Annotated in this window: 11 protein-coding genes; 4 read left to right on the forward strand and 7 right to left on the reverse strand. The window is 66.0% G+C overall.

Annotation, left to right across the window (positions count from 1 at the left end):
* Window positions 1–3 precede the first annotated feature (3 nt).
* A complete protein-coding gene (locus tag OD750_RS09700; protein ID WP_263545236.1) occupies window positions 4–1,551 on the reverse strand; it encodes a DUF4331 domain-containing protein in 1,548 nt (515 codons plus the stop codon).
* 217 nt (window positions 1,552–1,768) lie between these two features.
* On the reverse strand, window positions 1,769–3,469 hold the full coding sequence (locus tag OD750_RS09705) for a DUF4394 domain-containing protein (RefSeq protein WP_263545237.1): 1,701 nt from the start codon (window positions 3,467–3,469) through the stop codon (window positions 1,769–1,771).
* 439 nt (window positions 3,470–3,908) lie between these two features.
* Between OD750_RS09705 and OD750_RS09710 the strand changes: the two genes are divergently transcribed.
* On the forward strand, window positions 3,909–5,972 hold the full coding sequence (locus OD750_RS09710) for a TonB-dependent receptor (protein ID WP_263545238.1): 2,064 nt from the start codon (window positions 3,909–3,911) through the stop codon (window positions 5,970–5,972).
* Here the strand turns inward: OD750_RS09710 and OD750_RS09715 are convergent.
* On the reverse strand, window positions 5,950–6,327 hold the full coding sequence (locus OD750_RS09715; protein WP_263545239.1) for a hypothetical protein: 378 nt from the start codon (window positions 6,325–6,327) through the stop codon (window positions 5,950–5,952). The genes OD750_RS09710 and OD750_RS09715 overlap by 23 nt on opposite strands.
* 239 nt (window positions 6,328–6,566) lie before the next feature.
* On the opposite strand from OD750_RS09715, the gene OD750_RS09720 reads away from it, so the two are divergent.
* The gene (locus tag OD750_RS09720; RefSeq protein WP_263545240.1) at window positions 6,567–6,950 is read left to right on the forward strand and encodes an HU family DNA-binding protein; all 384 of its coding nucleotides are present in this window, start codon (window positions 6,567–6,569) and stop codon (window positions 6,948–6,950) included.
* 77 nt (window positions 6,951–7,027) lie between these two features.
* Here OD750_RS09720 and OD750_RS09725 read toward each other — a convergent pair whose 3' ends face one another.
* Window positions 7,028–7,366, reverse strand: coding sequence for a cyclic-phosphate processing receiver domain-containing protein (locus OD750_RS09725; RefSeq protein WP_263545241.1), 339 nt, complete (start codon window positions 7,364–7,366; stop codon window positions 7,028–7,030).
* 173 nt (window positions 7,367–7,539) lie between these two features.
* Between OD750_RS09725 and OD750_RS09730 the strand changes: the two genes are divergently transcribed.
* Window positions 7,540–8,160, forward strand: coding sequence for a hypothetical protein (locus tag OD750_RS09730; RefSeq protein ID WP_263545242.1), 621 nt, complete (start codon window positions 7,540–7,542; stop codon window positions 8,158–8,160).
* Between the two features lie 22 nt (window positions 8,161–8,182).
* On the opposite strand, the gene OD750_RS09735 is transcribed toward OD750_RS09730, so the two are convergent.
* Together OD750_RS09735 and OD750_RS09740 are read right to left on the reverse strand one after the other, a co-directional pair.
* Window positions 8,183–8,638, reverse strand: a complete 456-nt coding sequence (locus tag OD750_RS09735) for a response regulator (protein ID WP_263545243.1) — start codon at window positions 8,636–8,638, stop codon at window positions 8,183–8,185.
* Window positions 8,616–10,115 (reverse strand): sensor histidine kinase, encoded by a 1,500-nt coding sequence (locus OD750_RS09740; RefSeq protein ID WP_263545244.1) that lies wholly within the window; start codon window positions 10,113–10,115, stop codon window positions 8,616–8,618. Before OD750_RS09740 ends, OD750_RS09735 begins: the two co-directional genes overlap by 23 nt.
* A 312-nt stretch (window positions 10,116–10,427) precedes the next feature.
* Between OD750_RS09740 and OD750_RS09745 the strand changes: the two genes are divergently transcribed.
* On the forward strand, window positions 10,428–10,925 hold the full coding sequence (locus tag OD750_RS09745; RefSeq protein ID WP_263545245.1) for a hypothetical protein: 498 nt from the start codon (window positions 10,428–10,430) through the stop codon (window positions 10,923–10,925).
* Between the two features lie 239 nt (window positions 10,926–11,164).
* Here OD750_RS09745 and OD750_RS09750 read toward each other — a convergent pair whose 3' ends face one another.
* A complete protein-coding gene (locus OD750_RS09750) occupies window positions 11,165–13,318 on the reverse strand; it encodes a methyl-accepting chemotaxis protein (protein WP_272841911.1) in 2,154 nt (717 codons plus the stop codon).
* Window positions 13,319–13,386: the final 68 nt, after the last annotated feature.

Genomic DNA, 13,386 nt, shown 5'->3' on the forward strand with positions numbered 1-13,386 from the left:
GTCTCAAGGGGTCGGCGGGTTCGACGGCAGGCCGTTCGACCCGTTTGGCGAACCGGGCAGCGGCGTCGTCAGGTACGGGAACGCGTTGTCGAACTGCGCATCCTCGACGAGCACGCCGTCGGTGTACGGCAGGTCCGCGCTCGCCGGCTTGCCGCTGCCCGGCGGCAACAGCACGCCCATCGCCACGCGCAGTTCGATGTCGACCACGTCGTCGCCCGGGCGCCGGCCGTTCGGAAAGCCGGCGGGGTCGCAGCCCGGATTGCTCAGGGTCAACGCGCCCGCCACGAAGCACGCGGCGGCGCCGAGACTGTTCTGGCTGCCTTTCGGCGTGACCGGCAAGGCCGTGTTCAGGCGAATCATCTCCGACGCCACGCCGTTGCGCGCCTGGTTGACGCCGGGCACGCCGGTGAGAAACGCGGCCACGAGATCGGTGCGCGGAAATACCGACGGCGCGCGCACGCCGGCGGAGCCGAACAGGATTTCGACGAGCGCCGGCAGCGAGGGATTGGTGACGTAGGTGGCGAACTGCCCGTCGTCCTTGGGTTCGCTGGCGTTGAATTTGTCCTTGTCTTTCAAACCGATCACGATCTCGTTGACGAGCGGCATGCCGAGGCGCGACACCTGCACCAGGTTCCGGTCGAGGATGATCTGGCGCAGCGGTTCGTTGCCGACCAGGCGCGAGCGCGGCAGGCTCGCCGTGGTCCACACGCCGATCACCGCGTCGCCATGCGTCACGCAGGCGATCGGCAGCTCCAGCGCGAGCGACGTGACGTTCTTGTCCGCGGTGGCGTTGCTGCCGCCGGAGCGGCTGCCGATCACGCGCGACGCCGGCAGGTTCACGAGATCGAAGATCTCGCCGAGATTGACGCCGAAACCCTCCTTGCGCTGGCCGACGAACAGGCGCCCGGGCATCGGGCAGCCCGGCAGCGTGACGGTGTAGATGTGGCTGTTCGCATAGGCCGCGTAGTCGGGAATCGACTTGTTGCCGATGTTGTCGATGGGCTTGGCAAACTGGTTCGCGCCGCCGGTCGCGTTGGCGAGCTTGCCGACGACGCCCGCCGGCTGGCGCCGCGCGCCGTTGATCTGCGACACGGTATACGTTTCAGCATCGTTGCGCGCCGACGCGTCGCCTGCGGCGATCTGGCCGGCGTTGCGCAGCGGAATGGCCACGCGCTGGCCGCCGATCGGCAACTCGATGTTCTTCAGGTCGTACTGGAACTTGAACTGGTAGGTCAGGTCCTCGCGCGCGTCGCCGTTGTTGTCGATGTGGATTTCGTAGACGCCGTCCGGATCGAGCGTGAAGTAGTTCGGACCGCCGTACGAATCCTGCAGCGGCAGGTAGTTCGCGATGATGGTGACGAAATCGGACCGCCCCGGCTCGTAGCTGCGAAAGACGTAGAGGTCGGTGCCGTCGAGCTTGGGATACTGCGTGATGCCCGGCGCCTCGCGATGGCTGGAAGCCGCGGCCGGCAGCGCTGCCGCGGCCAGGCAAACCGTCAAGGCGGCACTCAATGCGGCGCGTATCGACCGGAAACTCGGGTGATGCATCATGTCGCGCTCCTTGTTGGAAATTCCGTTGCAGGTTGAACGTCGAGTCCGGCGCATGGCGCCGGTCGCGCCGCCGACGTCGGACATCGGCGGCATCTGGTAGCTGTACGGGAGAAGAGGCCGCACGGATGCGGCCTCAGAGGAAGTTTTTCTTCACAAGGCGCACACGTCCCGCGCGGAGTGTTTAAAAGTTTCAACTTCCACCTGGATAAACCTGGAATCAATCGAAGCCGTCGGCAAAGATCACGTCGTCGTAGACGTCCCCGATCGTCAGGCCGACGCTCGCGACGGTACCGTTGCCGATCGGCCCGAAATCCTGCGCGGCGCCGGTGTCGAGCGCGATCCGGAACAACCGCGTCGAACCACCCACCGTCAGCGCGGCATAGCCGAAGCCGGTCACCGGCAGATTGTTCGCGGCGGCGGCGGGACCGGGCGGAATGTCGAAGCCGGTCGTCGTCGTGAAATCGACGGGCACGGCGTCGACGGTGACGGCGAGCGGCGACGTCTGCGCGCCGCCGTTGGGCGGGTTCTGGATGAACAGCCGATCGCCGACCGCATCCAGGGTATACAAAGTTGTCACCGTCGTGCCCGCTACGTTGTTCGTGTAGGCGGCGCCGTGGATACCGGCCGCGAGGCCGCTGATCGTCAAGGTGCCGTCCGGATTGATGCCCGCCACCGATCCGGCCATGCCGCCGAGGTCGCCGTCGGCCGGCCCGCCGGTGATCGGATTGGCGCGGAAGTTCACGCCGTTGGATGCGACCACCCGGACGCGGTCGACGGACGGATTGAACGACACGCCGTAGGTGCCGTCCGGGAGGTCGACCGTCATGCCGCTGCCGTCGACGAAGGCGATCGTGCCCGGCATGGCGCCGATCATGCTGGCAGCGCCCGTTTGCGGATCGATCCGATAGAGCGAGCCCGTATTGGCGCCCACGTTGACGCCGAGTGCGATCCACTGCCCCGTTGCGGGCCGCACGTCGAAACCGACCAGACGCTCGCCCGCGGTTACGCCCGTGATCGCGACGCTGATCGTCGCGGCGGGCGACTGCACCAGGAAGCGTCGAAGACTGGTTCCGCTCGCGTCGAGCGATTGTGCCGAACTCGGCAACGCGGCCACGGCGATGTCCCGCACGTTCAATCCGCCTAGCGCGCCGACGAACGTCGCGTCGGCGGTCGACAGTTCGACCCGATACAGCCCGCTGGCGCCGGCGACCGTAAAGGCCCCGTACGCGAGGCCCGACGCCGCCGTGTTGGACGTGCCGACGTCGATGCCGGCCGGTATGTCGAAGCCGCTCTCGGCGTTGATGTCCAGCGGACTGCCGGCGAGCATCAGCGGTTTCGCGCTCGTCAGCGTTCCGGCGTTCGGCGGATTGACGATGAAGAGTCGATCGCTCGCGGCATCGATCGCGTACAGCGTGGTGGCGGCGACGTTCGCCCGGTTGTTGGTGTAGGCCGTCGCATCGAACGTCGTACCTGCGCCGTTCGCGGAACCATCCGGGTTGACGCCCGCGACGGAACCGGCGGCCATGCCGAGATCGCCGTCGACCAGGGCGCCGGTATTGGGATTCATGCGAAACGACTGGCCGCTGCCGGTGATCACGCGCAGGCGGTCCACGGTCGGATTGAAATCGATATCGAACGCGGTGCCCGTGATCGGCAGCGCAGCGCCGCCGGCGTCGACGAACGCACCGGCGGGACCGATTGCCGTCGCGTTTGCCGAGCCGGCGCGGCTTTCAACGAGGTACAGCTGCACCGACGACGTGCTCGCGTTGTAGCCGAGCCCGTACAGACGGTTGTTCTGCGGGCGCACGTCGATGGCGACCAGTGCATCACCGGGCGCCAGTCCTCCGACCGGCAACACCGTAGCCGGCGAACCGGGCGTCGCGTCGTCGACGGTCGCCAGACCGTTGGTGGTCGTCAACACGTAAAGCGTATGTGCGGACGCGGGCACCGCGAATGCCAGCGCTAATACTGCGCAAGCCGTGCGAGCGAGCGGAATGGAAAAAAGGAATTGGTACATAGCAGTTTCCTTTGCGTTGCCTAGGGGGCCGCGCCCCTCCCCTGCGCCTGCGCAGGCACGGTCCGGGGACTTACGAGTCCGGTGCGTCAGGCGGATTCAGCTCGCGCAAAAGAATGAAGTGAAGGGGGCGTGACGACGGAGGCGGCATCACCTCGTCACGACGGTGACCTCATCTGCGACGCAGGCAGTGCGTAGCGAACGCGGTACCGCGCGAGGGGCGCCAAACCGGCACACCGGTTCGGCAAGCCCCTGCCGGCCGGTGCTGCCGTGGACTCGCGTCCCGCATGCATCCGTCCCGTGGTCCTTCCCGTACGGGAATGGAATGCCACGGGAGGGGAACATGACGCATTTTGGACGTGTAGCGTTCGCAACATCGCTGGCATTGCTGCCCGGCATGTATGCCTTCGGTGTCGGAGTTCCCGCGACGCGCCTGCCTCTCGTGGAGGTCGCCGGCAGCCCTGATGCGGAGCAGCTGGCACAGGCCGATGCCGCCTCGGCCGGCGTCGTGACGCAGGAGCAGATCGAAAACCGCCCGATATCGCGGCCGGCGGAAGTGCTGGAGGTGGTGCCGGGCCTGATCGCGACGCAGCACAGCGGCGGCGGCAAGGCGAACCATTATTTCCTGCGGGGCTTCAATCTCGATCACGGGACCGACCTGTCGACCTTCATCGACGGCGTGCCGAACAATCTGCGCACGCACGGCCACGGACAGGGCTACAACGACCTCAACGGCCTGATTCCGGAACTGATCGACACGATCGAATATCGCAAGGGGCCTTACTACGCGGAGGACGGCGACTTTTCGTCGGCCGGCTCGGTGCACATCCGCTACAAGGACCGGCTCGACGGCGATTTCTACCAGCTCACGGCCGGAGAGCACGGCTACGGCCGGGTCGTCGGCGGCGCATCCGGCGAGGCGAGCGCGGGCCACTGGCTCGCGGCGGCCGACGTCGCGGTCTACGACGGCCCCTGGGCCAAGGAAGGCAACGAACGCAAGGTATCGATGCTCGGCCGGTACCCCGGCGGCGACGCGTCGGAGGGCTATCAAGTCAACCTGACGGTCTACCGCAACGGCTGGGATTCGAGCGACCAGGTCCCGCTGCGCGCCGTCGAGGCGGGGATCATCGACAGCGACGGCCAGATCGACCCCTTTCTCGGCGGATCGACCTCCCGCTACACCGCTTCCGGCGAATACCACGCGCCGATCGGCGAGGGACGCCTGCTCGTCAACGCCTATGCCGTCCACTACGCGTTCGGCCTGTATTCGAATTTCACCTACTTCCTCGACGATCCGGCAAACGGCGACGAGTTCGAGCAGCGCGACGACCGGAACTACTACGGCGGCACGGTAAAATATGTCCAACAATGGAATTCAGGCGGTATTCCACAAGAGTTCGCGGCGGGCGTCGAAACGCGGTTCGACGACATCGTCACCGTCGGCCTCTACCACACGCAGGCGCTACGGCGCACCGGCACCGTGCGCGAGGATTCGGTGAAAGAGGGATCGGTCGCGGGCTTCGTCAGCTACTCGGCGCGCTGGACGAACCGGCTCCGCACGGTGATCGGCGCCCGCTACGACTACTACCATGCGACCGTCGACAGCAACATCGCCGCGAATTCCGGCACGGCGACCGACCGGCGCGCGAGCCCGAAGCTGAGCCTGATCCTCGGCCCGTGGCGAAACACCGAAGTGTTCGCCAACGTCGGCCGCGGCTTTCATTCCAACGATGCGCGCGGCGGCACCCTGCGCGTCGATCCGAACGATCCGGGCCAGGCCGCGGCGTCGCAGGAACTGCTCGTGCCGACGACGGGCCAGGAAATCGGCATTCGCACCAACCCGACGGAAACCCTTACCGTGACCGGCTCGCTGTGGCATCTGAAGATCGGCTCGGAGCTGGTGTTCGCCGGCGACGGCGGGACCACGGAGCCGAGCTATCCGTCGACGCGCACCGGCATCGAGTTGTCGGCGTACTACCGGCCGCTGCCGTGGCTCCTGATCGACGCCGACTATGCGCGCTCGCGGGCACGCTTCAGCAACGCCAATCCCGCCGGCAACCGTATTCCCAATGCGGTCGAACGCGTCGCCTCGGTCGGCGCCGAGTTCAGCGGTCCCGACCGATGGTCCGGCGGACTGCGCTATCGCTTCCTGGGCCCCGCGCCGCTGATCGAGGACAACAGCGCGCGCGCACGCTCGACGACCATCGTGAATGCGGAAATCGGGTATCGACTCGACGATCGTTTCAAGCTCTCCGTCGAGGTATTGAACGCGCTCGACAGCCGCCAGAACGACATCACCTACTTCTACGACTCGCAGCTCGCCGGAGAGTCGAGCCCGGTGTCGGACTTCCACTTCCATCCCGTCGAACAACGTCAGTTTCGAATCACCCTGCATGGAAGGTTCTGACGCCGCTGCCCTCAAGGTCATTGTCGGTGACCACGTCATCAACGACCGCCGCGGCGAATGGGCTCCAACTCCGACGAGCGGCGGCCAGCGTCTCATCGATGGTCGCAGGCGTGCCGGGGTTCAGCGTAAACGGACCGGTCACATCGGCCACGATCACGGAAGCCGGCGAGTTGGAAAAAACGGGCGTAGCGCCGCTCGACCAGCTATCCCGCAGCTGCAGATTCACGCGCGGGCTGTTGAAGGTGGCGGGCGACGCGACCAGGTGGCTCATGTACAAGGAGGGCAGCCGCCCACCCTGCGCGGCCCCGGCCGGCGGCGATGCCAGTAGCGGCAGCAAAGACAAGAGAAATTTCATGTGCCCTTCCCCCTGGAATGCCGCGACTGGCGGGAACAGCAGCGTGCCGAGATCCAGTCCCGCGGACGGCGCAGGGGCCAGTAGGCACGACGATGCCGGTCGATCGGGCTGTCGCGAAGCGCATTGTCGCGATTTCGACTATCGCCAAAGATGGCTCTGGAGGCCAGAAACCCTTAGATTTACGGTGCCCAATGGCCGTCGCTCGATAACGAGCGGTGCATACAGAGACCAAGAGAACCATGGCCACCAAATCCACTGCCAAGAAATCCACCAAGACGAAAGCTGCCGCCAAGCCGGCGGGCGCGATCAAGCCGATCAAGGACGCCCTCGGCAAGTCCGCTTTGATTGCGCATCTCGCCGAGCGTGCCGGGGTCGAGCCGAAGCAGGTCAAGGCCGTACTGGCCGCACTCGAGCACACCGTGCTCGGCTCCGTGCACAAGAATGGCGCGGGCACCTTCACCGTCCCCGGCCTGTTCAAGATCAACGCCGTCAAGGTGCCGGCCAAGCCGAAGCGCAAGGGCAAGAATCCGTTCACGGGCGAAGAACAGGTGTTCGCCGCGAAGCCGGCCACCGTCAAGGTCAAGGTGCGCCCGCTGAAGAAGCTCAAGGACGCCGCCCTTTGATGTAAACCCGGCACACGCAGGAATCCGAGTCGTGGCTTCCAATGGATACCTGCGTGTGCCAGCTCGATGTCGCCGAGTCACCCGCGTGAGCGGGCAAGCCGTTCTATCGCGGCGATGGCGGCGAGCATACGCTCGCGCGCGGCGGGGTTGGCCGAATGCACGTGGATCCGCGGCGGGACGAAACCGTGCATGGCCACCGCTTCCTCGATCCAGGCAACGACGTCATAGCCTGTGCCGCGCGCATCGTCGCCGAGGTCGTGATCGAGACTGAGCTCGGCTACGCCGCCTTGCCGCATCAGCGCAATGGCTTCGTCAGGCCAGTAGACGCGCGTCCAGCCGGAAGGCGTGGGGCGTTCGTCGTCGAGGTAAACGCGCATTCCAGTGGCGTCTTCGGCAGGTGTCACGAGCTTGCGCATGGCATGAGCATGCGCGACGGCCGATGTGCCGGCAACTGCGGGCAAGCTGACGTTATGCCTTCGATTGCAGGCCGCGACCTCCGCCAGGCGTTTTCCGCGCCGTGGCGCGAATCTCCCCGGAACGTCGTTCGAGTCGGCAAGCCCATCCGGCGACTGCTCCCGACAAGAAGGCCATGCTCCGACGTTCACGCACTGCCCGTTCCACCACGTTGCGAGCAGCGGGCGTTCTGCCTGCGCTTGCTTTCGCCGCATGGATCGGCGACGTACCGGGTGCCGATCGGAACGACGCGCCCTCTGCGGGTCTCGGCAACCTCATACCCAATGGCGATTTCGCCACCTCGCTGGACGGCTGGACGTGCAACGGCGCGTGCACCTGGATCGCCCAGGGTTCGAACGGCAGCATCGGCGCCATCGATGTTCCGGGGTCGGGCGCTTCGATCATCACGTCGTCGTGCTTTTCGGTCCAACCGCAAACCGTGTACGACGTGAGCTTCGATGCATGGGCGAATATCGGCCTCGCCGGCGGCGAGTTCGATCTGTTTTGCAGAGCGTATGCCGATGCCGGCTGCACGCAGCCCACCGGCAATTTCTCCTACCTGCCGCTGTACTACTTCGGCTCGGGGAGCTGGAACGGCATGCAGGGATCGCATGTCACGAACGCCAACGAATTCTCCGCCCGATGCGAAGTGGTTTTCTCGGCGAACGGCAGCGAGACGCGGATGGACAGTTTCGTCTTCACGTTCAACCACCCGCTCGACGGCATCTACGCCAATGGCTTTGAAGGCCCGCCCTGATGTATCGCCAAACCCGGGATTGTCAGTCGTTCGCCACCGGCAACGTCGCGACATCGAACCAGAAATCGGTCACCACGCGAAGCGCCTTCTGGAAATCCTCGAATCCGACCGGCTTCACCACGTAGCTGCTGCAACGACGCTGGTACGACCACGATACGTCGCGCTCGGCGGCCGAGGTCGTGAACACGACCACAGGCAGCTTGCACAGCGTGGGGTCTTGCGTGATCGCGTCCAGCACCTCGCGGCCGTCCATGCGCGGCAGATTGAGATCGAGGAGGATGATGTCCGGTCGCGGCGAGCCTGCGAAATCGCCTTCGTGCTTGAGAAACGCAAGGCACTCGATGCCGTCCTTGACGCGATGCACGCGCAAGGGCACCGCGGCTTGCGCAAGGCCGATCGTCGTGAGCTCGGCGTCGTCGTCGTCGTCCTCGACGTGCAGGATCTGACCGACGAATTTACGCGTGGATGCCGTGTCCAAGCTGCCCTCCCTCCGGATCGGACTTCAGCGTGAAATAGAACGTGCTGCCCCGGCCCGGGGCGGACTCCACCCAGATGCGGCCGCCATGGCATTGCACGATGCGGCGCGCGGCGGCGAGGCCGATGCCCGTGCCAGGGTATTCCTTCGTGTGCAGTCGCCGGAAGATCTCGAAGATCTTTTCGTGGCTGCGCGGATCGATGCCGATGCCATTGTCGGCGACCGCGAAGCGCCACTCTCCGTCGACCTTGCCGCCCGACATCGACACCCGTGGCGGTTCTTCGCCGTGATACTTGATGGCGTTGCCGACGAGGTTCAGGAGCAATTGCGCCAGCTGCGAGCGGTCGCCTTCCACGACGGGCAGATTGCCTTCGCGCACGACCGTCGCACGCGATTCGTCGATGGCCGCGCGCAGCATCGCAACCGTTTCGTCGAACACCTCGTCAAGCGCGACCCGCACGAACGGACGCGGGTTCGCATCGACGCGCGAATATTCGAGGAGGTCGCGCACCATCGCCTGCAAATGCTTGGTCGCATGTACGGCACGCTGGATCCAGTCGCGCGCCTGCGCGTCGAGCTGTTCGCCGTAGCGCGAGCCGAGCAGCTCGACGAAACCCGCGATCGTGCGCATCGGGCTTTGCAGGTCGTGCGAGGCAACGTAGGCAAAGCGCTGCAATTCGATATTGCTGTGCTCCAGCGCCTCGTTGGCCGCGCGCAGCGCCTGCGCCTGGTGCGTGCGCTCGGTGAGGTCGACGATGGCGCCGAGCACGAACATGCCTTCGTCGGTGCCGATGGGGTTCAGGCCGATCTCGACGGGAAACTCGGTGCCGTCCTTGCGTATGCCGAACAGGTCGCGCCCCTCGCCCATGCGCCGCGCCACGCGTTCGCCGAAATACTGCGTGCGCAGTCCCGGGTGCGCGTGTCGGAAGCGGTTCGGCACGAGGATCTCGATCTTGCGTCCGAGAAGCTCGTCGCGCGTGTACCCGAAAAGCGCCGTCAGCTCCGCGTTGGCGAGCACGATGGTTCCGGCCTGGTCGATCATCACCATTGCCGTGGGCGCGGATTCGACGGTCGCGCGAAAGCGCGCTTCGAGGCGCTTGCGCTCGGTGAGGTCAACGATGGCGCTGACGAAATAGATGCCCGATTCGGTGCGGATCGGACTCAGCCCGATTTCGAGCGGGATCGCGCTGCCGTCCTTGCGCAGGCCGTAGAGATCGCGGCCGGCGCCCATCGGACGCGACTTCGGCGACCGCTCGAACGCGGCGCGATGATGCGGATGCGCGCCGCGCAACGCGAACGGCACGAGCATCTCGACCGGCTCGCCGAGAAGCTCGTTGCGCGCGTAACCGAACAGGCTTTCCGCCTGCGAATTGACCAGCACGATGCGCCCCTCGCGATCCACCATCACGATGGCGTTCGGAACGACGTCGATGATGGCGGCGAGGTCGACCGCCGGATCGAGCAAGTCGCGGATGCCCAATCTCGTCCCCCTTTGGCAGCGGCCACAATTCCTGCCGTATACATCTCCCGATTTCTTTACCCGCTCTTCTGATAAAAGGCAAGCCGGGTTCGGCGCGCCGGCTGCCGGAAAGCCGGCGTTAAAACAATTGCGACATTTGCGCCGGCCGTGGCGGGCCCGAGGCGTCAAATTACTTGAGGAATATCTCCAAGCGCGCTGATTTCAAAGAAGATATATCTGGCCCATCTTGTCGGCGCCATGCAGCCGGCATCCGGCCTTCGGCATGCCGCTTGCTCCCGGGCGTACAACCCCCGGGTTCTAGCGGAGACCGTCATGTTCGACCGCGCCATCCTCGCCTCGCGTCTCGACCAGTTGCGCGCCGAGCTTGCGTCGTGCGCGACTCGCGCCGCCGACCTCCTGCGCGCCGAGCGCGAGTACCTGCGCGCGCAGGCCTGCGCCGCCGACGCCGAATGGCTGTTTGACCGGCTCGCCGACCTCGGTTGCGAAGTCGGCCTGAGCCCCAACGATGCCCGGCGGATGCGCAAGCTGGCCGCGCATGGCGGCGATCCGTCGGCGCTGCCGTATTACGCGGAACTGCCGATAGGCCGCCCCGAAACCAGCCGTCATCCGCTGTCGGTCGAATCCGCGCTGGACCGGCTTGCCGCCGGCGACGGCTACATGAGCTGGACCTGGGGCTACGACCCGGCAGCACGGATGGCATGGCTCTCCGACGCGCAGGTCGGCTATTCGGAAGCCGATCTCGAATGCGCCTACGGCGTGTTCCGCAACGCCTTGTCCGACCTGGGTCTTGAGCTCGATTTGAGCGCCTAGGCGTCGCGATGCCGTCGCGCGCGTCGAGAGATTGACGCGCAAGCAGGAACGCCAATCCGGGAGCGCCGCGATCACGCTGCCGGCCGATGCCGGCAGCTCGCCCCGAAAGGCGCGCGCTCGGCATCCTCGCGGTTCCGTGCGTGGCGATGCCCAGCGCCGAAGGCTGCCGATTCTGCGCTGCCGGATGCCTCGGCCGGCTTGGCCGCCGACGGGTGCGGCCAGCCGGCAGGGATCTTTGCTCAGGCCGCGACCACGGCGATCTTGGCCTTCGGCGTCTGGCGCCGGGAATCGAGCTTGAATCGCGCGACCGCCGCGACCAGCGCACGCGCCTGGTCCTCCAGTGAGCGCGCCGTAGCCGTCGCCTCCTCCACCAGGGCGGCGTTCTGTTGCGTCGCCTCGTCCATCTGGGTAATCGTGGCGTTGACCTGTTCGATGCCCGTATGTTGCTCCTTCGAGGCAACGGAGATCTCGCCGATGATCTGAACGACCCGCTGCACCGAGGTCACGATGGCAGCCATGGTCTTTCCCGCCTGGCCGACGAGCGCCGAGCCGGCCTCGACGCGTCCGACGGATTCGTCGATCAGCGTCTTGATTTCCTTCGCCGCGCCGGCCGATCGCTGTGCCAGATTCCGCACTTCGGCCGCGACGACCGCGAATCCGCGACCCTGTTCGCCGGCACGCGCCGCCTCTACGGCCGCATTGAGGGCGAGGATGTTGGTCTGAAATGCGATGCCGTCGATGACGCCGATGATGTCCACGATCTTCTCGGACGAGCCCGCGATCTGCGCCATCGTCGCGACGACGCGCTCGACCATCTTGCCGCCCTCTTCGGCGATCTGCGCGGCGCCCAACGCGAGGTCGTTGGCCTGCTTCGCGTTGTCCGCGTTCTGTTTGACGGTCGAGGTGAGTTCCTCCATCGAGGACGCGGTTTCTTCCAGACTCGCCACCTGCTGCTCGGTACGGTTCGAGAGGTCCAGGTTGCCGGCTGCGATTTCTCCCGCAGCGGCCGTGATCGAATCGACCGCCGACTTGATGCCCTGGACGATGCCGGCGAGTTGTGCGACGGACTCGTTCGTATCCTGCGCCAGTTGCTCGAAGGCGCCGGCGTAGGATGCGCCGATGCGCTCGGTGAGATCGCCCAGGGATACGGCGGACAGCACGCGAGAGACGTCCGTGACGGGGCCGACGATCGCATCGAGCGTATGGTTTATGCCCGCGATCATGTCGCGATAGCCGTATTCGAAACGCGACTCGTCGCCGCGCCGCCGAAGGTCCCCTCGGCTTGCCGCGCCGACGATGGCGAGGATCTCGCCGTTCATGGCCTGCAGGTTCGCCTTGGCGCGGTCCATGGTATGGGTGAGCACCGCTTTTTCTTCCGGCAGCCGGTCCATGTCGATCGAGAAATCGCCGACGGCATAGCGTCCGGCCACCTCGACGAGCCGCATCTTCACTGCGATGTGCGACCTCACGAGCTCGTTGAGCTGTTCGGCGACCTTGCGAAACGCGCCCTCGAAGCGCTCCGCCGGAATCACCGCCGAAATAAATCCGTCCTCATGCTGGCGCGCCAGCGTTTCCTGCTCCTCTATGAAGCCGGCGAGGGTGTCGCGGATGGCGTCGAGCGAGCGTTGCAGGTTGCCCACCTCGTTGTTCGCCCGGCGATCGTCGGCGACGGCGTCGAGGCACCCTTGCGAGAGTCGGCGCGCCTGTGCCACGGCGTCCTCGATCGGGTCGGTGATGGATCTCGCTACGATCCGCACCAGCGCGAACAGGAGCAGCAGCACGCCGAGGGTGGCCGCGGCGTAGCCCGTGGCGAGGCTCCAGATTTCTTTGTCGACGTCGCCGACGTAGATGCCCGTGCCGACGATCCAGCCCCATGGCTTGAAGGTGCCGACGAACGCGATCTTCGGCTCGTCGGCACCGCCGCCGGGCCGGGACCATTCGTAGTGCAGGAAACCCGAACCCTCGGTTTGCGCGATCCGGGCGAACTCCTTGAAGATCCTGACGCCGTCCGGGTCGACCATGTCGCCGACGTCGCGGCCGACGAGCTCGGTCTTGATCGGATGCATCAGCATGCGGGGCTCGGCGTCCTGGATCCAGAAATAGTCGTTGTCGCCGTAGCGCAGCTCGCGCAGCGCCGACATGGCAGCGTCGCGCGCCTCGACGTCGGCGAGTTTTCCCGCCGATGCCATGTTGTGAAAATGTGTGACAATACTCAACGCGGTTTCGACTTCGTGGCGCGTCAAGCGCAGTTGGTCGCGCAACAGCGTGCTGCGCTGGTTCGCAAGTCCGGCCGCGCACAGCGCCACGACCAGCAGTGCACAAGCCGCGAGAAGCAGGTTGATATTGGTTCCGATGCGCCTGCGGCGCAGAAAATCGAGTTTGAGAAAGCGCATGGCTGGCCTCGGCCTCCGCGTGGAAGGGGTGGATCGTGCTCGCGCCGTGCGGCATTCGGCCGGTCGGC

It is taken from the genome of Tahibacter soli, assembly GCF_025717065.2.
In the GTDB taxonomy this organism is placed as follows: Bacteria; Pseudomonadota; Gammaproteobacteria; order Xanthomonadales; family Rhodanobacteraceae; genus Tahibacter; species Tahibacter soli.

Coding starts and splice junctions, on each gene's coding strand:
- OD750_RS09700 (WP_263545236.1), bottom strand. CDS start 1,551: ATGATGCATCACCCGAGTTTCCGGTCGATACGCGCCGCATTGAGTGCC.
- OD750_RS09710 (WP_263545238.1), top strand. CDS start 3,909: ATGACGCATTTTGGACGTGTAGCGTTCGCAACATCGCTGGCATTGCTG.
- OD750_RS09715 (WP_263545239.1), bottom strand. CDS start 6,327: ATGAAATTTCTCTTGTCTTTGCTGCCGCTACTGGCATCGCCGCCGGCC.
- OD750_RS09720 (WP_263545240.1), top strand. CDS start 6,567: ATGGCCACCAAATCCACTGCCAAGAAATCCACCAAGACGAAAGCTGCC.
- OD750_RS09725 (WP_263545241.1), bottom strand. CDS start 7,366: ATGCGCAAGCTCGTGACACCTGCCGAAGACGCCACTGGAATGCGCGTT.
- OD750_RS09730 (WP_263545242.1), top strand. CDS start 7,540: ATGCTCCGACGTTCACGCACTGCCCGTTCCACCACGTTGCGAGCAGCG.
- OD750_RS09745 (WP_263545245.1), top strand. CDS start 10,428: ATGTTCGACCGCGCCATCCTCGCCTCGCGTCTCGACCAGTTGCGCGCC.
- OD750_RS09750 (WP_272841911.1), bottom strand. CDS start 13,318: ATGCGCTTTCTCAAACTCGATTTTCTGCGCCGCAGGCGCATCGGAACC.